Annotated in this window: 19 protein-coding genes and 2 pseudogenes; 10 read left to right on the top strand and 11 right to left on the bottom strand. The window is 72.7% G+C overall.

Translation table 11 applies throughout. The features are described 5' to 3' along the window. Positions 1-243 precede the first annotated feature (243 nt). Entirely contained in the window at positions 244-783 is a 540-nt protein-coding gene (locus BJF81_RS04335; protein WP_075957300.1) for a DUF7010 family protein, read from the top strand. Between the two features lie 6 nt (positions 784-789). Here BJF81_RS04335 and BJF81_RS04330 read toward each other — a convergent pair whose 3' ends face one another. The 9 genes and pseudogenes from BJF81_RS04330 to BJF81_RS04290 form a co-directional block, all read right to left on the bottom strand. Next, complete coding sequence (locus BJF81_RS04330) at positions 790-1,035, bottom strand: MoaD/ThiS family protein (protein WP_342447078.1); 246 nt, start codon at positions 1,033-1,035, stop codon at positions 790-792. Then, positions 1,032-1,718 (bottom strand): molybdenum cofactor guanylyltransferase, encoded by a 687-nt coding sequence (mobA, locus tag BJF81_RS04325; protein WP_075957311.1) that lies wholly within the window; start codon positions 1,716-1,718, stop codon positions 1,032-1,034. Before mobA ends, BJF81_RS04330 begins: the two co-directional genes overlap by 4 nt. Positions 1,719-1,732: 14 nt before the next feature. Further along, positions 1,733-2,866, bottom strand: coding sequence for a ThiF family adenylyltransferase (locus BJF81_RS04320; protein ID WP_075957298.1), 1,134 nt, complete (start codon positions 2,864-2,866; stop codon positions 1,733-1,735). A 15-nt stretch (positions 2,867-2,881) separates the two neighbouring features. After that, complete coding sequence (locus tag BJF81_RS04315) at positions 2,882-3,304, bottom strand: hypothetical protein (RefSeq protein ID WP_083663986.1); 423 nt, start codon at positions 3,302-3,304, stop codon at positions 2,882-2,884. After that, positions 3,301-4,047, bottom strand: a complete 747-nt coding sequence (gene narI / locus BJF81_RS04310; protein WP_075957297.1) for a respiratory nitrate reductase subunit gamma — start codon at positions 4,045-4,047, stop codon at positions 3,301-3,303. The genes BJF81_RS04315 and narI overlap by 4 nt, the downstream gene beginning before the upstream one ends. Before the next feature lie 10 nt (positions 4,048-4,057). Then, positions 4,058-4,813: a nitrate reductase molybdenum cofactor assembly chaperone gene (gene narJ / locus BJF81_RS04305; RefSeq protein ID WP_075957296.1), complete on the bottom strand. Its 756-nt coding sequence runs from the start codon at positions 4,811-4,813 to the stop codon at positions 4,058-4,060. Then, a pseudogene (gene narH / locus BJF81_RS04300) lies at positions 4,813-6,518 on the bottom strand (nitrate reductase subunit beta). The gene narJ and the pseudogene narH overlap by 1 nt, the downstream one beginning before the upstream one ends. 74 nt (positions 6,519-6,592) lie before the next feature. After that, positions 6,593-10,302, bottom strand: a pseudogene (locus tag BJF81_RS04295) (nitrate reductase subunit alpha). Then, positions 10,299-11,258 (bottom strand): helix-turn-helix transcriptional regulator, encoded by a 960-nt coding sequence (locus BJF81_RS04290; protein ID WP_237770012.1) that lies wholly within the window; start codon positions 11,256-11,258, stop codon positions 10,299-10,301. The pseudogene BJF81_RS04295 and the gene BJF81_RS04290 overlap by 4 nt, the downstream one beginning before the upstream one ends. Positions 11,259-11,595: 337 nt before the next feature. Here BJF81_RS04290 and BJF81_RS04285 point away from each other — a divergent pair, with 337 nt between their 5' ends. From BJF81_RS04285 to BJF81_RS20805, 8 genes are all read left to right on the top strand, one after another. Then, entirely contained in the window at positions 11,596-12,882 is a 1,287-nt protein-coding gene (locus tag BJF81_RS04285) for an MFS transporter (protein ID WP_237770011.1), read from the top strand. Further along, positions 12,879-14,273 (top strand): MFS transporter, encoded by a 1,395-nt coding sequence (locus tag BJF81_RS04280; RefSeq protein WP_075957293.1) that lies wholly within the window; start codon positions 12,879-12,881, stop codon positions 14,271-14,273. Before BJF81_RS04285 ends, BJF81_RS04280 begins: the two co-directional genes overlap by 4 nt. A gap of 142 nt (positions 14,274-14,415) precedes the next feature. Continuing rightward, complete coding sequence (locus tag BJF81_RS04275; protein ID WP_075957292.1) at positions 14,416-14,721, top strand: DUF2249 domain-containing protein; 306 nt, start codon at positions 14,416-14,418, stop codon at positions 14,719-14,721. Next, positions 14,721-15,155, top strand: a complete 435-nt coding sequence (locus tag BJF81_RS04270) for a hemerythrin domain-containing protein (protein WP_075957291.1) — start codon at positions 14,721-14,723, stop codon at positions 15,153-15,155. The genes BJF81_RS04275 and BJF81_RS04270 overlap by 1 nt, the downstream gene beginning before the upstream one ends. 1,006 nt (positions 15,156-16,161) lie before the next feature. Further along, on the top strand, positions 16,162-16,287 hold the full coding sequence (locus tag BJF81_RS20240) for a hypothetical protein (RefSeq protein ID WP_269087307.1): 126 nt from the start codon (positions 16,162-16,164) through the stop codon (positions 16,285-16,287). Next, on the top strand, positions 16,284-17,336 hold the full coding sequence (locus tag BJF81_RS20815; protein ID WP_083663984.1) for a hypothetical protein: 1,053 nt from the start codon (positions 16,284-16,286) through the stop codon (positions 17,334-17,336). The genes BJF81_RS20240 and BJF81_RS20815 overlap by 4 nt, the downstream gene beginning before the upstream one ends. Next, the gene (locus tag BJF81_RS20810; protein WP_342447077.1) at positions 17,240-18,337 is read left to right on the top strand and encodes a hypothetical protein; all 1,098 of its coding nucleotides are present in this window, start codon (positions 17,240-17,242) and stop codon (positions 18,335-18,337) included. Before BJF81_RS20815 ends, BJF81_RS20810 begins: the two co-directional genes overlap by 97 nt. Then, positions 18,286-19,170 (top strand): multicopper oxidase domain-containing protein, encoded by an 885-nt coding sequence (locus BJF81_RS20805; RefSeq protein ID WP_342447076.1) that lies wholly within the window; start codon positions 18,286-18,288, stop codon positions 19,168-19,170. Before BJF81_RS20810 ends, BJF81_RS20805 begins: the two co-directional genes overlap by 52 nt. A 63-nt stretch (positions 19,171-19,233) precedes the next feature. Here the strand turns inward: BJF81_RS20805 and BJF81_RS04260 are convergent, their stop codons facing one another. Beyond that, positions 19,234-20,103 (bottom strand): glycosyltransferase family 2 protein, encoded by an 870-nt coding sequence (locus tag BJF81_RS04260; RefSeq protein ID WP_075957290.1) that lies wholly within the window; start codon positions 20,101-20,103, stop codon positions 19,234-19,236. A 92-nt stretch (positions 20,104-20,195) separates the two neighbouring features. Here BJF81_RS04260 and BJF81_RS04255 point away from each other — a divergent pair, with 92 nt between their 5' ends. Next, entirely contained in the window at positions 20,196-20,819 is a 624-nt protein-coding gene (locus tag BJF81_RS04255; protein WP_237770010.1) for a LuxR C-terminal-related transcriptional regulator, read from the top strand. Between the two features lie 110 nt (positions 20,820-20,929). Here BJF81_RS04255 and BJF81_RS19085 read toward each other — a convergent pair whose 3' ends face one another. Beyond that, positions 20,930-21,133, bottom strand: coding sequence for an alpha amylase C-terminal domain-containing protein (locus BJF81_RS19085; RefSeq protein WP_237770016.1), 204 nt, complete (start codon positions 21,131-21,133; stop codon positions 20,930-20,932). Positions 21,134-21,354 lie beyond the last annotated feature (221 nt).

Below are 21,354 nucleotides of genomic sequence, written 5' to 3'. Positions count from 1 at the left end.
ACCTGAACCACCTGAACATGCTGTTCGCCTCGGCGAACTGGCTGATGCGCGGTCGTGCCCTCGCCCTGACCGGGTGAGGGCCAGGCGCCAGCCTGCCCCGAACCGGCCCTGAGGCCCCCAACCAGGGGGCACAAGGACAGTTCCAGCGTCGCTCCCGCGGCCTCATCGGGCTTCAGCCCCCCCTGCGGGCTGGCCTCACACCCGCAGACGCCCCCAGATCAGCGATTCCCTAGCGTCAGCGGGGTGAGCGACGTCGAGACCTACCTGCAGACCCTGACGGCGGTGAACCGCGGTGGGGCCGGGTTCCTGCTGGCCTACGGCACGACCTGGGGGCTCGCGGGCACGGTCTGGCGGTTCCGGGGGGAACGGGCCGGCGCGTGGGCCGCCCTCTTCCAGGGGATGGTCGGCCTGCCCCTCGCCCTCGTTCTGACGGCCGTCCTGGCCCAGGGCGACCGACCCGACGACCCGACGATGGGGGCGCTGTCCGTCTACCTCGGGGTGGGGCAGCTCCTCGTCCTGCCGCTCGCGGCGGTGCTGGTCGCCCGGCGGCACCACGAGCTCGCGGTGGCGGCCCTGGCGACCACGACCGCGGTGCACCTCGTGCCCTACTCCTGGCTCTACCTGACGCCCGTCTACGTGGTCGTGGGGGGCGTCGTCGCGGTCGTCACCGCGTCGTTGCTCGCACTGGGGTCCGCGCGCGGCCGGTCCGTCGGGGCGTGGGTCTGCGCGACGACCGGCGCCACCCTTCTCGCCGGCGCCGTCGGGGCCTACCTGACCTCGTGAACCCGCTCAGCCCCCGGCGAACGGCGGCAGCACGTCGAGCACGGCGTCGTGGGCGACCGGCAGCTGCCGGTCCCTGACGTACTGCCCCTCGTGCAGCACCGAGCTGCGTCGCAGCACCCGCTCCAGCTCGGCCCCGTGCAGCTCGACGAGACGGTCGAGCAGGGTGCCGAGGTCGTCGGCAGCCACCTGCTCGGACTCGGTGCCGGCCGCCTCCGCCGCCGCGGCGAAGTACCTCACGGTCGCCATCGTCATCCCTCCAGCTCTGGTCGGTGTCGGCCCATCGTCGCACTTCCCGTGCGTCCTTCCCAGTCCGCCAGGTCCGCCCAGGTGTCGACGTCGCCCACGTGTTCCGCCCCCGGCCCGACCGGGTGCCAGGCCAGGTCGGCGACCAGCCTGCGCACCGACACGTCGCGCACCCGGGGCAGCGCCGCGAGCGCGGCCGCCAGGGCACCGCGGCGGTAGATGGCCAGCAGCCACTGCAGGTGCCCGGTCGCGTCGGCGTGGGCCAGGGCGTCCACCCCGTCGGGGCTCGTCCCGTCCGCCCCGTCCCGGCCGGCGCCCTGCCCGGGCCGGTCGACCAGCTCGCCGAGGGCCGCGTGCAGCGCGGTCAGCGCCTGCCGGGCTCCGGGCTGGTCGACGGCGACGACGGCCACCCAGTCCGCCTCCTCCCCGAGCGCGTCGAGGCCCGCGGCGATGCCGGCCACCGGTCCGCCGTCGGGCGGGTCCTCCAGCGTCCGCAGCACCCCGTCGGGGACGGTCCCCCGGCCGACGACCACGGCCCGGCCGCCGAGCCCGGGCGCCGCGGCGAGCACCCGGTCGAGCAGCGGCCGACCCTCGACGACGAGGGCCCCCTTGTCGCGGCCACCCAGGCGGCTGCCCCGGCCACCGGCCAGGACGAGCAGGTCGACGACGGGCACGGACGGATGCACGGGCACGGGCACGGGCACCGCTAGTAGGCCGGCAGGCTGGGCTCGACGCGCTCGATCCAGGCGAGCATGCCGCCGGTCATCACCGAGACGTCGGGGTGGCCGAGACGGACCAGGTGGGCCGCCGCCCGGCGGGCCCTGGGGCCGGTCTTGCAGTAGACGACGACGGGGCGGTCGGGCAGGAGGTCCAGCTGCTCCCACGTGAGCACCTCGCCGACGGGCACCGTCAGGGCGCCGGGCACGATCCCGAGGGCGTGCTCGCCCGGCTCGCGCACGTCGAGCAGCAGGGGCGCGCCCGCACCGCCGAGGGCGTCACGGACGTCCTCGACCGACCGCTCGGGCAGGGGCACCAGCTCGCGGACCGGCTCGTGGGCCGGCGGCGGACCCAGGTCGCCCACCGGCCGCAGCGGCACCTCGCGGGTGCGCTGGGTGAGCGCGTCGACGAGCAGCACCCGGTCGACGAGCGGCTCGCCGAACCCGCAGACGAGCTTGACCACCTCGGCGGCCATGATCGAGCCGACCTGGCCGACGAGAGCCCCCAGCACGCCCGCCTCGGCGCAGGAGGGGACGTCCTCGGGCCGCGGAGGCAGCGGGAACAGGTCGCGCAGGCCGACCGCCCCGGGGCGTCCCGGCACGAAGGTGGACAGCTGGGCGTCGAAGCGCAGGACCGCGGCCCACACGACGGGGATGCCGAGCGCGGTGGCCGCGTCGGAGACGGCATACCTCGTCGGGAAGTTGTCGGCCCCGTCGAGGATGACGTCGTGCCCGGCCAGCAGGTCCTCCGCGGTGTCGGGCGTGATCCGTTCCTGCCGCACCGTCACGGACACGTCGGGGTTGAGCGCGGCGACGAAGCTGGCGGCCGACTCGACCTTGGGCCGGCCCACGTCCTCGGCCCGGTGGATCACCTGCCGCTGCAGGTTCGTGGTGTCGACGACGTCGTCGTCGATGATCGTCAGGTGGCCCACACCGGCGGCGGCGAGGTAGGACAGGGTCGGGCTCCCCAGCCCGCCCGCGCCGACGACGGCGACCCGGGCCGCGAGCAGGCGCCGCTGCGCCTCCAGCCCCATCCCCGGCACGAGGAGGTGCCGGGAGTAGCGGGACACCTGGGCGGGCGTCAGCTCCGGGCCGGGCTCGACGAGCGGGGGCAGGGGGTTCATGCGTCCGAGGCTACGTCAGCCGACCGACACGGTCAGCACGCAGACGCTGTCCTCCTCGGCGACGACGTCGTGCCGGGCGGGGGGTATGGCGTGCGCGCTCCCCGCGGGAAGGGTCCAGGACCGCCCCTCCGAGCCGAGGACGACCCGGCCGGACAGGCACAGCAGCGAGGCCGGTCCGGGGGCGTCGTGGTCGGGCAGCCCGCCGCCGGCCGGCAGGCCGAGCAGGATCATGTTCTGCCCGGGCTGGCGCACGACCGAGCGGACCGTACGGCCGCGTCCTGACTCCTTGGCCCTGGCCAGCAGCCGCTCGCCCTCCGCGAGCAGGTCGACGACGCGGTAGGGGTCGACCTCCTCCTCGGGGGTCAGCGCGAGGTCCCCGACGACGGGGTGAGCCGGGTCCTCGAGCGACCCGGGAACCGGGGCGTCGGGCCCGCTCACTGGACCCGCTCCCAACCGCGCTTCTGCGCGCGCGAGCCGGTGGCCACGCCGGGACGCTCGTCCCGGCTGCGGTAGACGATGTAGGGCCGGGTGAAGTAGCCCAGCGGCGCCGAGAACACGTGCACGAGCCGGGTGAACGGCCAGATCGCGAACAGCAGGAAGGCGGTCAGCGCGTGCAGCTTGAAGCCGATCGGCGCGTTCTCCATGAGGGAGGCGTCCGGCTGGAACCAGAAGATCTGGCGGAACCACGGGGAGACGCCCTCGCGGTAGTTGTAGTGGTCGCCGGCGATGCCCAGGTTGAGCAGGCTGCCGGCCACGGTGTTCCACATGCCGAGGACGATGACGACGGCCAGGAGTGCGTACATGACCTTGTCGTTGACCGTGGTGGCGCGGAAGACCGGGCCCACGGTGCGCCGCCGGTAGACGAGGATGGCCAGCCCGACGAGGCAGGCGATGCCCGCGGGCAGGCCGCCGGCGAGCGCGACGATGTGGTAGAGCTCCTGGCTGACCCCGGCCTGGTCGGTCCAGCTCTGGGGCACGATCAGGCCCATGAAGTGGCCGACCGCGACGAAGAGCAGCCCGAAGTGGAACAGCGGGCTGCCGAACCGCAGCAGCCGGTCCTCGTAGAGCTGGCTGGAGCGGGTGGTCCAGCCGAACTTGTCGTACTTGTAGCGCCAGACGTGCCCGACGACGAAGACCGCCAGGCAGATGTACGGGAAGATCACCCAGAGGAAGGTGCTCATCGGGGGGCTCCTACGGGGATGGTCGGGCCGAGGGTATGGGGTGTGCCGGCGGGGGCGCGCCGTCGCCGCATACGCCGCCCGAGGAGGGCGGGGTGCGCAGGCGGTCCAGGGCGGGGTCGATGGCGTAGGGCGCGTCGTCGATCCCCACCGACTCCTGCGGCGGGCCCTGGGCGATGAGCCGGGCCAGGGCCTGCTCGTCGTCGCCCTGGAGCTCGGGCAGGGTGGCGCGCAGGGCGTCGACCACGTCCAGCCACGGCGAGCCTCGCCGCTGCAGCGCCCGGTGGAGCAGCTCGATGCCGACCCGGTGGTCGTTGAGCAGCCGCCACGCGGCGTCCGGGTCGACGGTCGCGCCGAACTCCAGCACCACCGACAGGTGGTCGGGCAGCTCGGCGTCGGCGTCGGCCAGCTCGGCCCCGTGCTTGCGGTAGGCCTGCTTGAACTGCACGAGCGCGACCCCGCGGTTGCGGGTGTCGCCGTGCAGGAAGTAGGTCAGGTGCAGGCAGCACTTGCGGGTGACGTCGAAGGTGTCGACGTAGTCCACCTGCAGGGCGGCCAGGTCGGCGCCGGCGACGTGGTCGAGGAAGCGGCCCAACGGCATACCCACCCGGTCCGGGAGACCGGCGGCCACCTCGCGCAGCGCGGGGAGCCGTGCGACGAGGGCGTCGTCGGGGTAGTCCAGCAGCAGGGAGACCAGCTGCCAGGCGTCGGCCTGGGCGCGTGGCTCGAGGCGGGGGTCGGTGCGCCGGTGGCGCCGCCAGGGCAGCATCAGCGGCTCCCCTCGGAACCCTCGCCGTCGGCGGCCTGACCGACGCCCTCGGCGGGACGCTCCGGGAACAGCCCGGCCGGCACGCCCTTGCCGTCCCAGTTGAGCAGGTTGACCCGTCCCTGCTTGGAGCCGCCGGAGACGAGGGACTCCTGGGTCTGCCGCTGCTGGAGCATCCGGAAGTTCTCCACCGCCACCGGGGTGGTGGAGCCCCGGCCGGAGCCCTCGCCGAACGGGCCCGACCCGTCCATGAGCTCATCGTCGTAGCCGGTCACGGGGCAGTCGGTGGCCAGCTCCTCGAGGGCGTGCGCGTCCTCGCCGTGGGCGGTCGGGATGACGTAGCGCTCGTTGTACTTGGCGATGGCCAGGAGGCGGAACATCTCGTACATCTCCTCCTCGGACATGCCGACCGCCTCGGGGATCTCCGCCCGGGGGTCACGGCCGAGGTTGATGTCGCGCATGTAGGAGCGCATCGCCGCCAACTTGCGCAGGACGTCGTTGACCGGTCCGACGTCGCCGGCGGTGAACAGGTTGGCCAGGTACTCCACCGGGATGCGCAGGGCGTCGATCGCGGCGAAGAGGTTGTCCTTGTCCTCGGCGTCGTAGCCGGTGTCCTTGATGACGTCCACGACCGGCGACAGCGGTGGGATGTACCAGACCATCGGCATGGTGCGGTACTCCGGGTGCAGCGGCAGGGCGACCTTGTACTCGCTGATGAGCTTCCACACCGGCGAGTTCTTGGCGGCCTCGACCCAGTCGCCGGGGATCCCGGCCCGCTCGGCCTCCCGCTGGACGGCCGAGTCGTGCGGGTCGAGGAAGACCGAGCGCTGCGCCTCGTAGAGCGCGTGCTCGTCCTCCACCGCGGCGGCCTCGAGCACCTTGTCCGCGTCGTAGAGCATGAGGCCGATGTAGCGCAGCCGGCCCACGCAGGTCTCGGCGCACACGGTGGGGATGCCCACCTCGACGCGGGGGTAGCAGAAGGTGCACTTCTCGGCCTTGCCGGTCTTGTGGTTGAAGTAGACCTTCTTGTAGGGGCAGCCGGTGACGCACATGCGCCAGCCGCGGCACTTGTCCTGGTCGACCAGGACGATGCCGTCCTCCTCGCGCTTGTAGATCGCGCCGGAGGGGCAGGAGGCCGCGCAGCTGGGGTTGAGGCAGTGCTCGCAGATGCGCGGCAGGTAGAACATGAACGTCTGGTCGAACTCGAACTTCACCTTGTCCTCGATGCCCTTGAGCATCGGGTCCTTGGTGGCGTGCTCGGCCGAGCCGCCCAGGTCGTCGTCCCAGTTGGCGCTCCACTGGATGTTGATCTGCTTGTCGGAGATCAGCGAGTAGGGCTTGGCGACGGGGAAGGTGTCCTGGGCCGGCGCGTTGAGCAGCGTCTCGTAGTCGTAGGTCCACGCTCGTAGTAGTCGCCGATCTTGGGCATCTTGGGGTTGGAGAAGATGTTGAGCAGCTTGTTCAGCCGTCCGCCGGCCTTGAGCTTGAGCCGGCCGCTGTCGGTGCGGACCCAGCCGCCCTTCCACTCCTCCTGGTCCTCGTAGCCGCGGGGGTAGCCCAGGCCGGGCCGGGTCTCCACGTTGTTGAACCAGACGTACTCGGTGCCCTGGCGGTTGGTCCAGGCCTGCTTGCAGGTGACCGAGCAGGTGTGGCACCCGATGCACTTGTCCAGGTTCATGACCATGGCCATCTGTGCCATGACTCTCATCGTCAAACTCCTCCAACGTCGGGGTCTGGGGCGGAGCCCCAGCGGGGGTGCACGGGGGGCGGAGCCCCCGGGTGTCAGTACTCCACCTTCGTCGTCCGCTTGCGGATGGTCGTCACTTCGTCACGGTTGTTGCCGGTCGGGCCGATGTAGTTGAAGAAGTAGGCGTGCTGGGCGTAGCCGCCGATGAGGTGGCTCGGCTTGAGCAGGATCCGGGTGAGGCTGTTGTGGATCCCGCCACGCTTCTTGTCGGTCTCGGTCAGCGGCACGTCGATGAGCCGGTCCTGGGCGTGGTGCATGTAGACCGTGCCCTCGGGCATGCGGTGGCTGACGATCGCCCGGCAGGCGACCACGCCGTTGCGGTTGACCGCCTCGATCCAGTCGTTGTCCCTGACCCCGATCTTGGCGGCGTCCTGGTCGGACATCCAGATCGTCTGCCCGCCCCGGGAGAGGGAGAGCATGAACAGGTTGTCCTGGTACTCGGAGTGGATCGACCACTTGTTGTGCGGGGTCAGGTAGCGCACGCTCACCGCGACCGCGCCGCCGGCGTCCTCGGTCTCCTGACCGATCGGCGCCTCCCCGAAGAGGGTGGTCATGTTCAGCGGCGGCCGGTAGGTCGGCAGTCCCTCGCCCATCCCGAGCATCCAGTCGTGGTCCAGGTAGAAGTGCTGGCGACCGGTGAGCGTGTGGAAGGGCTTGGACCGCTCGATGTTGATGGTGAACGGGCTGTAGCGCCGCCCGCCGCTCTCCGAGCCGGACCACTCCGGGGAGGTGATGACCGGGACCGGCGCGGCCTGGGTGTCGGCGAAGGTGATCTGCTTGCCCTCGTGCTCGGCGGCCAGGTCGGCCAGCCGGGTGCCGGTGCGCTGCTCCAGGAAGCGGAAGCCCTGGGTGGCCAGGTGGCCGTTGCTCACCCCGGACAGGTGCAGGATCGCGTCGGCGACCTGCACGTCGGTCTCCAGCTTCGGCCGCCCGTCGGTCGGCCCGCCGTGGACCTCGCCGTTGCGCTGGCGCAGGATGCCGACCTCGCGGGCGACGTCGTACTTGACGCCCTTGGTGAGCATGCCGAGCTTCTCCAGCAGCGGGCCCACGGAGGTCATCCGGGCGTAGGTCGCCGGGTAGTCACGCTCCACCTCGGCGATGACCGGGAGGGTCTTGCCGGGCACGGGCTCGACCTCGCCGAGGCGCCAGTCCAGCACGCGGCCGTGGACGGTGGCCATCGCCTCCGGGGTGTCGTGCCACAGCGGCTTGGTGACGACGTCCTTGCGCACGCCGAGGTGGTCGACGGCCAGCTCGGAGAACCGCTTGGCGACCGCCTTCCAGGCCTCCCAGTCGCTCTTGGCCTGCCACGGCGGGGAGATGGCCGGGTTGAACGAGTGCACGAACGGGTGCATGTCGGTGGTGTTGATGTCGTGCTTCTCGTACCAGGTCGCCGCCGGCAGGACGACGTCGGAGAACAGCGTGGAGCTGGTCATCCGGAAGTCCAGCGTCAGCAGCAGGTCGAGCTTGCCCTCGCCGGCCTCCTCCCGCCAGACCACGCTGTCGGGGCGCTGCCCCTCGGCGGCCTGGTGCGCCTTGACGGCGTTGTCTGTGCCGAGCAGGTGCTTGAGGAAGTACTCGTTGCCCTTGGCCGAGGAGCCGAGCAGGTTGGCCCGCCACAGGGAGAGCACGCGGGGGTAGTTGTCGGGGTCCTCGGGGTCCTCGACCGCGAACTTCAGCGCGCCCTCCTTGAGCTGCTGCGCAACATACTCCCCCGCCGGCAGCCCCGCCGCGGCCGCGTCGTCGGCGACCTGCAGGGAGCTGCGGTCGAACTGCGGGTAGGAGGCGTCCAGCCCAGCCGGACCGACTGCGAGAGCAGGTCCATCGTCGACCGGCCCTCGAACGCCCCGGTCGCCCCGTTGATGCCGTCGGCGCCGAAGGTGTCGTAGCGGTACTGCGAGGTGTGCACGTACCAGTAGGCGGTCTGGTTCATGTGGCGCGGCGGACGGATCCAGTCCAGCGCGAACGCCAGGTGCTGGAAGCCCATGATCGGGCGCACCTTCTCCTGGCCGACGTAGTGCGCCCAGCCGCCGCCGTTGCGCCCCTGGCACCCGGTGATCGTGGTGAGCACGAGCATGGCGCGGTAGATCTGGTCGGAGTGGTACCAGTGGTTGGTGCCGGCGCCCATGAGGATCATGCCGCGGCCCTGGGTGTCGATCGCGTTCTGCGCCCACTCGCGGGCGATCCGCACGATCTGCTCGCTCGGGGCACCGGTGATCTCGGCGGCCCAGGCCGGGGTGGCCGGGACCGAGGGGTCCTCGTACCCCTGCGGCCAGGCGCCGGGCAGGCCGGCGCGGCCGACGCCGTAGTGGGCCAGCATGAGGTCGAGCACGGTGGTGACGAGGCGGTCGCCGATCCGGCGGACGGGGACGCCGCGCCGCTCGGTGACCTGGTGCCCCTCGACGTTGTCGAAGCGGGGCAGCCCGACCTCCACCGACTCCCCGGTGTCGCCGTAGAGCGACAGGACCGGGCGGATGTCGCCCAGGTCGAGGTTCCAGCGGCCCGCGCCCTCGTCGCCGTAGCGGTGGCCGAGGGAGCCGCCCGGGATGGCGACCTCGCCGGTGGCGCCGTCGAGCAGCGCCGGCTTCCACATCGCGTTCTCGCTGGACTGCTCCGGGTGGCCCTCGAGGTCGCCGGCCACGAGGAACTTGCCCGGACGGTAGCTGCCGTCGCCGGTCTCGTCGAGCGTCACGAGGTAGGGCAGGTCGGTGAAGCGCTGGTTGTACTCGGTGAAGAAGTCGACCTGCCGGTCGACGAAGTACTCCTTGAGCACCACGTGGCCCATCGCCATCGCGAGCGCACCGTCGGTGCCGGGGTCGGCGGCGACCCACTCGTCGGCGAACTTGACGTTCTCGGCGTAGTCGGGGGCCACCGCGATGACCTTCTGGCCGCGGTAGCGGGCCTCGGTCATCCAGTGCGCGTCCGGCGTACGGGTCAGCGGCACGTTGGAGCCCCACATGATGAGGTAGCCGGCGTCCCACCAGTCGCCGGACTCCGGCACGTCGGTCTGGTCGCCGAACATCTGCGGCGAGGCGTTGGGCAGGTCGGCGTACCAGTCGTAGAAGGAGAGCATCGGCGCGCCGATGAGCTCGAGGAAGCGGGCCCCGGAGGCGTAGCTGACCGGGGACATCGCCGGGATCGGCGAGAAGCCGGCGATCCGGTCCGGGCCCCAGCGCTTGATCGTGTAGACGTGTGCGGCGGCGATCATCTCGACCGCCTCCTCCCAGGTGGAGCGCACCAGCCCGCCCTTGCCGCGGGCCTTCTTGTAGACGGCCGTCTTCTCCTCGTCCTGGACGATCGAGGCCCAGGCGACGACCGGGTCGCCGTAGGTCTGCCGCGCCTCCCGGTACATCTGCAGGAGGGTTCCGCGCACGTAGGGGTAGCGCACCCGGGTGGGGCTGTAGGTGTACCAGGAGAAGGCCGCGCCGCGGGGGCAGCCGCGGGGCTCGTACTCGGGCTTGTCGGCCCCGGCCGAGGGGTAGTCGGTCTGCTGGGCCTCCCAGGTGATGATCCCGTCCTTGACGTAGACCTTCCACGAGCAGGAGCCGGTGCAGTTGACCCCGTGGGTGGACCGGACGACCTTGTCGTGCGCCCAGCGGTCGCGGTAGAAGGAGTCGCCGCTGCGCCCGCCCTCGAGGGTGAGGGTGCGCTTGTCGTCCGACACCTCCCCGCGGGTGAAGAAGCGACGGGTGCCGACCAGCGCGTCGCTCAGCGGACCGTCGAGCCGGGACTGGGTGCGCTCACTCATGCGGGGTTCTCCTGGTGCGGTGGGGTCGGGGGTCGGTCGGTCGTGGGCGGAGGTATGTCGTGCTCGTCCGCCGCGGGCAGCGGGTCGAGGACGGGCCCCGGCGGGTCGGGGGCGGCCGCGGCCGGACGGGGCGGGGCGGCCCAGCGGCCGGGCCCGGGGACGATCGGCTCCTCGGGCGGGGTGGCGTGCCGCAGCACCACGGCGTGGCAGGTCCCGGGTCCGACGAACGGGCGCAGGCTGACCCCGGCGTCCGGCTCGCCGGCCGCGTCCAGGGCCCCCTTGAGCAGGCCGCGGTGGACACCGCAGACGACCTCGGGGTGCACGCGGGCCAGGTCGAGGAAGGGGCACTCGCGCAGGGTGAGCGTCACGTCCCCCTCGCGCCCGCTCAGGGACAGGTCGGGGGTGTAGCCCCACTCCTGGAGCAGGTCGACGATGCCACCGACCTTGGCCATCCACTCCCCGGAGGTCCCGGCCGGCGGCGGCGGTCCGCCATCCTCGAGCAGCCTGTGGTCGTCGCCGTGCTCGAGCCGGTCGCGGACCCACTCCGCACCGGCCTCCTCCGGGGTGAGCCGGCCCTCGTCCGAGGGGTCGAGAGCGCCGGCCAGGAGGGTCGCGAGCACCTTGTAGTGGCCGCTGTCCCCGCCGCCCCGGGCCACGGGGCCCAGCTCGCCCTCCACGACGAAGTAGCGCTTGGCCGGCCGGCCGGCGCCCCCGCTGCGCACGAAGTGGCTGCCCACGAGTCCGGCGGAGACGAGCTGGTCGAGGTGGAAGCGGACGGTGGTGCTGTGCAGGCCCAGCACGGTGCCGAGCTCGGCCGCCGTCATCCCGCCGTCGCGGGTGGGACGGCCCTCGACGGCCAGGCGCGGGAGACCGACGAGGTGGTCGACGATCGAGCGTCGCACGGCGGAGGTGAGCAGGAACGCCCCGTCGCGTCCCATGTGCTCGGCTGCTCCCATTGACAGGTCCTTTTATCGGAGTTGGCCCGCCTAATCTAAGCCCCGGACGTGCACCCTCGCAACCATCCCTGACAGCGCGCCGCCCGCTGTCCGGAAGAGCCGTCTTTGTGCAGGCCAGAGGCAATTTACGTCAGACTGTAGTGTGCTATTTCCGGAATGTCGTGCACGCCACATTCCGGCACTGTCGCAGGGGGTGCTCCCGGGTGTAAAGTCTGCCACGACACCTTTGTGATGAATCATTCCTCTAATCAGGAGACCAAATGACGACCACCGCGTCGCCGGCCGGACGGACCCGGCCCAGCGGTCCGGGGCCAACCGGGTCATGTGGACGTCCACCGTGGCGTTCACCCTCATGTTCGCCGTCTGGCTGATGTTCGGCATCCTCGGCAAGCCGATCAAGGACGAGTTCGGGCTCACCGACACCCAGCTGTCCTGGGTCTCGGCGGTCGCGGTCCTCAACGGCTCGATGTGGCGCCTGCCGGCGGGCATGCTGGCCGACCGGATCGGCGGCCGCAAGGTCTTCACCGCCATGCTGGCCCTCACCGCGATCCCGGCCTTCCTCGTCAGCCGCGCCGACAGCTACGGCATGCTGCTCGCCCTGGCCTTCCTCGTCGGCTTCGCGGGCAACTCCTTCAGCGTGGGCATCGCCTGGAACGCCGCCTGGGCCCCCCGCGAACGGCAGGGCTTCGCCCTCGGGCTGTTCGGGGCCGGCAACGTCGGCGCCTCGGTGACCAAGTTCATCGGCCCGCCGATCATCCTGGCCACCGCCGGCACCACCTACGCCCTCGGCGTGCAGGGCGGCTGGCGCCTCATCCCGGTCGTCTACGGCGTCCTGCTGCTGCTCATGGCCGTCGCGGTGTGGTTCCTCACCCCCAAGGTCGACCGGATGCCCGGCGCCAGCAAGAGCCTGGCCGAGATGCTCACGCCCCTGCGCCAGCTGCGGGTGTGGCGGTTCAGCCTCTACTACGTCGCGGTGTTCGGCGCCTACGTGGCCCTCTCGGCCTGGCTGCCCCTGTACTACATGGACAACTTCGACGTCTCGCTGACGACCGCGGGCCTGCTGACCGCGCTGTTCATCTTCCCGGCCTCGCTGCTGCGCCCGGTCGGCGGCTGGTTCTCCGACCGCTGGGGCGCCCGCAAGGCGATGTACGGCACCTTCTTCGTCATGCTCGCCACGACGGGCGTCCTCATGATGCCCAACGGGCACATCGTCATCAACCACGCCGACGGCACCAGCACCGAGCACCTGGCCTACGCGATGCACATCGTGCCGTTCACCGTCCTGCTCTTCCTCCTCGGCTGCTCGATGGGCGTGGGCAAGGCCGCGGTCTACAAGCACATCCCGGAGTACTTCCCGGGCAACGTCGGGCCGGTCGGCGGCCTCGTCGGCATGCTCGGCGGCCTGGGCGGGTTCATTCTTCCTCCCCTGTTCGCCTACACCAAGGTGTGGACCGGGTTCCCCACGTCCACGTTCTTCGTGCTCTTCGTCCTCGTGGCCGTCTGCCTCCTGTGGATGCACCTGACGGTCGTGCGGATGCTGCACGAGCGCTCCCCCGAGGTCGCCGACAAGCTCGACGAGCCCGCCCCCCACCCGACCGGATCCGTCCAGGAGGCCCGCGCATGACCACCGACTCCCGCCGCATCGGCAGCCGCTGGCTGCAGGACTGGGACCCCGAGAACGAGGACACCTGGGACAAGGGCCTGGCCTGGCAGACGCTGTGGATCACGACGTTCACGCTGACCCTGGCCTTCGTCACCTGGTTCCTGCCCAGCGCGATCATCCCCAAGCTCAACGACATCGGCTACTCCTTCACCCAGACCCAGCTCTACTGGATGGCCGCGATGCCTGGCCTGGCCGCCGGTCTGCTGCGGATCGTCTGGATGGTGCTGCCGCCGATCATGGGCACCCGGGCGATGGTGGCCCTGACCACTGGCCTGCTGTTCTTCCCGCTGCTGGGCTGGGGCGTGCGGGTGCAGGCCCCGACCGCGCCCTACTGGGAGCTCATGGTGCTGGCCTTCCTCGCCGGCATCGGGGGCGGGGCGTTCTCCGGGTTCATGCCCAGCACCTCCTACTTCTTCCCCAAGCGGCTCCAGGGCACGGCCCTGGGCCTGCAGGCCGGCCTGGGCAACTTCGGCGTCTCCCTGGTCCAGCTGCTGACCCCCTGGCTCATCGGCTTCTCCATGCTGGGCTTCCTGGGCAACAGCCAGATGATGGAGCTGGCCGGTCAGGCCAACCAGGAGGTCTGGTACCAGAACGCCGCCTTCTTCTGGATCCCCTTCGTCCTCGTCGGGGCCGGCTGGGCGTGGCTGGCGCTGAAGTCGGTGCCGGTCACCGCCAACATCAAGCAGCAGTTCGACATCTTCTCCAACCCCGACACCTGGTACATGACCCTGCTCTACATCATGACCTTCGGCACCTTCTCGGGGCTGTCGGCCCAGTTCGGCCTCCTCATGAAGAACCTCTACGGCGCCGGCAACCCGGAGATCGTCCAGGGCGCCGGGGAGAGCGCCCAGCTGCTCATCGAGAACTACGAGGTGCCCGAGGCGGTCAAGTTCGTCTTCCTCGGACCGCTCGTCGGCGCCGGGGCCCGCGTGCTGTTCTCCCCGCTGACCGACAAGATGGGCGGCGCGCTCTGGACGCTCATCTCCGGGATCGGTCTGATCGCCTCGATCGGCTTCACCATCACCGCCCTGGTGCCCGACACCACCTCGGCCGCGACCCTGGATGCCGGCTTCGACCGGTTCCTGTGGGGCATGCTGGCGATCTTCCTCTTCGCCGGGATCGGCAACGCCTCGACCTTCAAGCAGATGCCGATGATCTTCGAGCGGCGCCAGGCCGGTGGTGTCATCGGCTGGACGGCGGCGATCGCGGCCTTCGGCCCGTTCTTCTTCGGCATCGGCCTGACCCTGATGACCCCGACGATCTTCTACGTCATCGGCCTGGTCTTCGCCGTGATGTGCGTGGGCATCACCTGGTGGCGCTACGCCCGTCCGGGGGCCCCGAAGCCCAGCTGAGCGGCTGCTCGCAGACGTCCGGTCGGAGCCCGGCCGCGCAAGGTGCACGGCCGGGCTCCGACGCTCTATAGTGGTGATTGCGACCCCTTGATTCATCTAAATGGGGTGGCGACCGACAGCCCCGCCAGCAGAGGAGTTCCCCATGAGCGACACCGCTCGCACCCAGCTCGACGTCACCCAGGTCCGCGACGGCGGGTGCGCCTGCGGCTGCGCCGACGAGGGCATCCCCGCCCTGGACGTCCGCGTCATCCCGCACGCCGTCCGCCACGCCAGCATCTTCGGCGCCATCGGCGGCCTGCGCCCCGGGCAGCAGATGGACCTCGTGGCCGATCACGACCCGCTGCCCCTGCTGGCCCAGCTCGCCGAGCGCGAGGGGAAAGCCGTCGCGCACGAGTACCTCGAGCGCGGCCCCGAGGCCTGGACGCTGCGGTTCACCCGCCACGCCTGATGTGCACCTACTGCGGCTGCGAGTCGATCGCGGTGATCGGCCGCTTCATGGCCGAGCACACCGAGATCGTCAACGCCGCAGGCCGGCTGCGCCGGGCCGTCGAGGGCGGCGACCACGCGGGGGTGGAGCGCGCGTGCGACGCGGTCGCCGCGCTGCTCTCCCCGCACACGCAGGCCGAGGAGGTCGGCCTCTTCTCGGTGATGCGCCGCCAGGAGGAGTTCACCGAGCACATCGACAGCCTCTGCGCCGAGCACACCACCCTCGACGACCAGCTCGCGGCCGTGCGCGCCGGGGACCACGACCGGTTCGAGGAGTTCTGGCACGACCTGCGCCACCACATCGACCGGGAGGACAACGGGCTCTTCCCCGCCTCGGCGATCGCCCTGGACGGTCCCGACTGGGACGAGGTCGACGGAGCCACCCCCGCCCCGTGAGGTCCGCCCCCCTGCTCCTGCTCCCTGGCGGGCTCGCCCTGCTGGCCGGGCTGGACGCCGCCCTCACCCTCGCCGGGGTGCCGGCCCCGGCGGGCAGCGCCCGGCTCGCCGCGCTCCACGGCTCGCTCATGGTGCTCGGCTTCCTCGGCACGGTCATCGCCCTCGAGCGGGCGGTGGCCCTGCGCCGCCCCTGGGGGCTGCTCGCCCCCGGGCTGCTGGGCGCTGGCGCGCTGGCCCTCGTGCTGCTGGCCGACCCGCTCCTGGGTCGCCTGCTGCTCGCCCAGGGGATGCTCGTCCTCGTGCTCGTGTATGCGGTGCTCTGGCGCCGGAACGAGGACCCCACCGTCGCCGTGCAGGCCCTGGGGGCGGTGCTCGCCGTCGGCGCGGCCCTGCTGCTGACCCGGGTGCCGGTGGCCGAGGTGCTCCTGCTCCTCGTCGGCTTCGTCGTGCTGACGATCGCGGCCGAGCGGGTCGAGCTGGCCCGGCTGGCGATGCCCCCGGGGGCCGGCGGGCGGCTGGTCGCGCTCACCGTCCCGCTCGCCGCGTCGGGCCTGGCCGCCCTCCTGTGGCCGGTGTGGGGCGGCCGGGCCACCGCCGTGCTGCTGCTGGCGCTCACGGCCTGGCTGCTGCGCCACGACGTGGCCCGCCGGACGATTCACGCCACCGGCCTGCCACGCTTCGCCGCGGCCGCGCTCCTGGCCGGCTACGCCTGGCTGCTCCTGGCCGGCCTGCTCCTGCTGGTCGTCGGCCGGCCGGAGGGCATCGTCTACGACGTGGTCGTCCACGCGGTCTTCCTCGGCTACGCCATGTCGATGGTGCTCGCCCACGCGCCGGTCATCCTGCCCGCCGTGCTGCGCGTGCGCCTGCCCTACAGCGGCTGGATGTGGGCCCCCCTCGTCCTGCTGCACGCCACCCTGCTCGTCCGGGTGGCCGCCGCCCTGCTCTCCGGCACCGTCCCCGCCCCGACGGGTACCGTCGCGACCTGGACCGGTGCGCCGCGGGCAACGTGGCCGCGCTGCTCCTCTTCGTCCTCACCGCGGTGGCCACGGCGCTGGTGGCCGCCCGCCGCCCCACCCGTCGCCCCGCCCGTCCGACCACCCGCACCCCGGCCCGAACCCTCGAAGGACCATGACCCCCTCGCAGAAGCTCGAGCCCGCCCGGCCCGTTCCGGCGCCGGACGCACCCGCCGGGGCGGCGGCATACCCCTCCGCCACCCCGGGCCGTCCCGCACCCGCCGGGGCCCGCGGGCGGTGGCCGCTGCGGGACTACCCCGGGCTGCTGTGGCTGACGCTGGCCGCGCTGCTGACGCTGGTGCACCCGTTCCTGCCCGGGTCGCGCTGGCTCATGGTGCACCTCGTGCTCCTCGGCGCGCTGACCCACTCGATCATGGTGTGGAGCACCCACTTCACCCAGGCGCTGCTGAAGACCCGGCCCGGCCTGGACGACCGGCGCGACCAGAGCCGGCGGCTGACCTTGCTGCTCGTCGGCACCACCGTCACCCTCGTCGGCGTGCCCACCGCCACCTGGTGGCTCACCGTCGTCGGCGCGACCCTGGTGGCCGTCGCGGTCGGCTGGCACGGCGTGCAGCTGTGGCGCCGGCTGCGGGCCGCCCTGCCCGGCCGGTTCCGGGTGACGGTGCGCTACTACCTCGCGGCCGCCGTCTGCCTGCCCGTCGGCGCCGCCCTGGGCGCCACCCTGGCGCTCGGCCTGGACGACGGGCTGCACGGCCGGTTCCTCCTCGCGCACATCACCGTCAACGTGCTCGGCTGGGTGGGGCTCACCGTCACCGGCACCCTGCTGACGCTGTGGCCGACGATGCTGCGCACCCCCATCGGACCGCGCGCCGAGCAGCGGGCCCGGCAGGCGCTGCCCGGGCTGGCGGGGTCGTTGGCGGTCCTGCTCGCCGGCTCGCTGGCCGACGTGCGCTGGCTCACCCTCGCGGGGTTGGCGGGCTACGCGCTCGCCCTGCTGTGGTGGGCCTCGGCGACCCTCGCCCCCGTGCGCACCGCCCCTCCCCGGGAGTTCGCCCCCGCCTCGGTCGGCCTGTCGCTGCTGTGGTGGCTGCTGGGCATCGGCCTGGTGCTGTGGCGGCTGGCGACGACGTCGACCTGGGCCGAGCTCGCCGACGGCATCGGCCCGGTGAGCGCCGTGATCGTCGTCGCTTCGCCGCACAGCTGCTGACGGGGGCGCTGTCCTACCTCATCCCCTCGGTCATGGGCGGCGGCAAGACCGTGGTCCGGGCCGGCCAGGCGTGGTTCGACCGGGGGGGCACCGCCCGCCTGGTCGTCGTCAACGGCGGGCTGGCGCTGACCCTGCTGCCGGTGCCCAGCTGGGTGCGGGTGGTCGTCTCCGCCCTCGTCCTCGTGGCGCTGGCCGTGTTCGTCCCGCTCATGGTCGGCGCGATCCGGGCGACGGTCGCGGCGAAGCGGGAGGTCGAGGAGGCGCGGGCCCGCGGGGAACGGCCCGCCGGCGCCACCCCTACCCCCGGCCTGGCGACCGGTGCGGCGGACCGGCTGCCGTCGGTCTGGTCCGGCGGCCAGCTCGTCGCCGCCGTGTCGGCATTGCTGCTCGCCGTCTCCGTCGGCGTGGCGATCGACCCGGCGGCCGCCGGGCTGCGCACGACCGCGGCCGGCCAGGTGGCCGGCGCGGGGCCGGGCGAGGCGGCCGGCGGGGAGGTCACCCCGACCGGGCGGACCACGACCGTGCAGGTCGAGGCCGTGGGGATGCGGTTCGAACCCTCGACCGTCGAGGTGCCGCTCGGCGACCGGCTCGTCGTCGAGCTGACCAACACCGACGCCACCAACGTCCACGACCTCCAGCTGCTCGGGGAACGCACCCCCCGCCTGGCCGCGGGCGAGTCGGCGAGCATCGACGTCGGCGTGGTCACCGGTCCCACCCAGGCTGGTGCACGATCGTGGGCCACCGCCAGATGGGGATGGTGCTCGACGTCGCGGTCGCCGGCGGGGACGGCGTGGACGCGGCCGGGACGGCCGACGGGACCGACGGCGCTGCGCCGGACGGCGGCCACGCCGCGCACGGCAGCGACGCGGCCGGGGGCACCCCCGGGGCCGGCACGGCATACCCCGCCCCGGCCACGCCGGCGATCGACCCGGACGCCCGCGTCGAGGAGGTGGTCGACCCGGTGCTGCCGCCGATGCCGCAGGAGCGGGTGCACCGGCTGACCCTGACCGCCGAGGAGGTCGAGCTGGAGGTCGCGCCGGGGATCACCCAGACCCGGTGGACGTTCGACGGGCAGGTGCCCGGGCCCACCCTGCGGGGGCGGGTCGGCGACGTCTTCGAGATCACCCTCGTCAACGACGGCACGATGGGCCACTCGATCGACTTCCACGCCGGTGCGCTCGCCCCGGACCGGCCGATGCGCACGATCGCGCCGGGCGAGTCGCTGGAGTACCGCTTTACCGCCGAGCGGGCCGGGATCTGGATGTACCACTGCTCGACCATGCCGATGAGCGCGCACATCGCCGCCGGCATGCACGGGGCCGTCGTCATCGAGCCCGAGGAGGGGCTGCCGGAGGTCGACCGGGAGTACGTCCTGGTCCAGTCCGAGGTCTACCTGGAGCCCGGCTCCGGCGTCGGCGGCGGCGGCGCGGAGGGTGGCCCGGCGGAGGTCGACATGGACGCGATCGCGGCCGAGCGGCCGGCGTTCGTCACCTTCAACGGGATCGCCAACCAGTACGGCAGCGCCGGCGAGATGCTCCAGGCCCGCGTGGGCGAGCGGGTCCGGATCTGGGTGCTGGACGCCGGCCCCAGCCGGCCGACCAGCTTCCACGTCGTCGGCGGGCAGTTCGACCGCACCTACCTGGAGGGGGCGTGGCGGCTGGGCGACGACGACGGCCCGGCCGAGGGCGCCGGGGCCCAGGCGCTCGGGCTGCAGGCGGCCCAGGGCGGGTTCGTCGAGCTGACCTTCCCCGAGGCGGGGCACTACCCGCTCGTGTCGCACATCATGGTCGACGCCGAGCGCGGTGCGCACGGCTACGTGCGGGTGACCGACTGACGGACGCCGGCTCAGGGTGCTGTCCCCGCCGTGGCACGGCACCCTGAGCCGGCTCCGTCGCCGTCAGGCGGCGACGAACCTGCCGGACCCGTCGCGGCGGACGTGGCCCTGCCCCTGCAGGCGCTGCAGCCACGGCACGTCGGGCTCGACGCCCCACCGCCGGCGCCACACGTCCGCGTGCCGCAGCGCGGCCCGCACCTCGTCGGCGACGTCGGCCGGCGGCACCGGCTGCTGGTATGCCGTCGCGCCCCCCACCCACACGCGGGCGCCCCCGGCCTCGTGCACGGCCCGGCCGAAGTCCACGTCCTCCAGGCCGTGGCCGACGTAGTCGGTGCAGTAGCCGCCGACGGCCTGCCAGTCCTGGGCACTCATCGCGAACGCGCACCCGGTGCACAGCTCCCAGCGGTGGTCGACCTCGTACTGCCCCGGCGCCAGGGCGGGCACCCCGGGGGTGGGCACCGCGATGTCGCGCAGCTGACCGAAGGGGTAGCCGACGACGGGGTTCTCCGGCGGCGGCAGCTCCAGGACGGGCCCGCACCACATGGTCGGACCGGCCGGCTCCGGCCGGTCGGCCGCTCCCGGCCCGGATCCGGTGACGGCCTCGGCATACCGCTCGAGGGTCCGGCCGCCGGGGATGGCCGAGGCGTCGAGGAAGACGAGGACCTCGGCCCCCTCCTCGATCGCCGTCTGCGCCGCGAGGTTGCGGGCCGCCGCGTAGGGCAGCGCCCGACGGTCGGTCTGCACGGGGCGCACGACCGTGCGCCAGCGGTCGGTGCCCAGAGGGAGCCGGTTGCGGGTGAGGTCCCGGTCCCCCATGGAGACGACGACGTGCAGGTCAGCCGGCCTGGAGCCGACCGAGATGCCGTCGACCTGGCCGAGCAGCTGCTCGTGGTGGCCACGGGTCATCGTCAGCACGGCCAGGGAGGAGGTCACACCGGTGACCCTAGTGACCCGGCGGGGCCGGTGCTACACCCCGAGGGGTGGTTCGGGCCGCGCTCCCGACGAATGAGGCGTACTCTCTGGTCGTGACTGTGCCCGTGACGGTGGCGATCCTCAACGACTACGAGGTGGTCGTGCGGGGTGTCCACGCGATGCTGGAACCGTTCGACGACCGGGTCGAGGTCGTCGAACTGACGGCGGGCCTGCCGGTGCGTCAGGACGTCGACGTCGTCCTCTACGACACCTTCTCCGCGCCCCAGGTCGACAGCGCGGACTTCGACCGGGCCGTGCGCCACGAGGGCTTCGGCGCAGTCTGCGTCTACTCCTGGGACACCGACCCCCGCCTCGTGGACGTCGCCCTGTCCAAGGGCTGCCGCGGCTATCTCGACAAGGGCCTGGAGGCCGCCGACCTGGTGACCGCCCTCGAACGGGTGGCCGCCGGCGAGCTGGTCGTCTCGCCCTCCCGCTCCCACGTCGTGCCCATCGGGCCCCGGCCCGGGCTGACCGCCGACCAGGACCCGCCGGACCGGCGCCCGGAGCTGGTGCCCGGCGACTGGCCCGGCCGCCCCCACGGGCTGTCGCCGCGGGAGGCGGAGGTCCTCGCCCTCATCACCCAGGGCCTGACCAACGTGGACATCGCCTCCCGGGCGTTCCTGTCGATCAACTCGGTGAAGACCTACATCCGCAGCGCCTACCGCAAGTCGGGGTGACCCGCCGCTCGCAGGCGGTCCGGTGGGGCATGCAGCACGGCCTGGCGCCGGACACGATGCGCGAGACCGACCCGGACGTCCCGCAGCGGGCCGGGGCCTGAGAAGGGGCCTCAGCCCTCCGGCAGGTAGACGACGCAGGAGTAGGGGCCCAGGTCCAGCAGGCCGGTCCCGTCGGTGACGTCCAGGTCCGGCGTCGCGTGGTCGCCGAAGAGCTGGCTGTAGCGGCGGGCGTCGCTGTTGAACCGCACCCGCCACCGACCGCCGGGCAGCTCGACCTCGCGCTGGACGGCGTGGGCGGTGAGGTTGAGGGCCACGAGCACGTGCTGGCCGTCGTCGGTGGAGCGCACGTAGGCGATGACGTTGCGTCGTCGTCCAGGCTGACGAGGCTGGTGGTGGGCCCGCACAGGCCGGCCGTCTCGCCGTCGAGGTTGCGGCGCATCCGCACGAGGTCGCGGAAGAGCTGGGTGATGTCCCGGAACGCCCAGGCCCGCTCCCAGTCCAGCGGGACGGTGTCGCGGAACCACTCGTCCTCGAG

The organism is Ornithinimicrobium sp. CNJ-824 (assembly GCF_001942405.1).
Lineage (GTDB): Bacteria > Actinomycetota > Actinomycetes > Actinomycetales > Dermatophilaceae > Ornithinicoccus > Ornithinicoccus kibberensis.
This window is presented reverse-complemented; position numbering and strand designations above follow the sequence as displayed.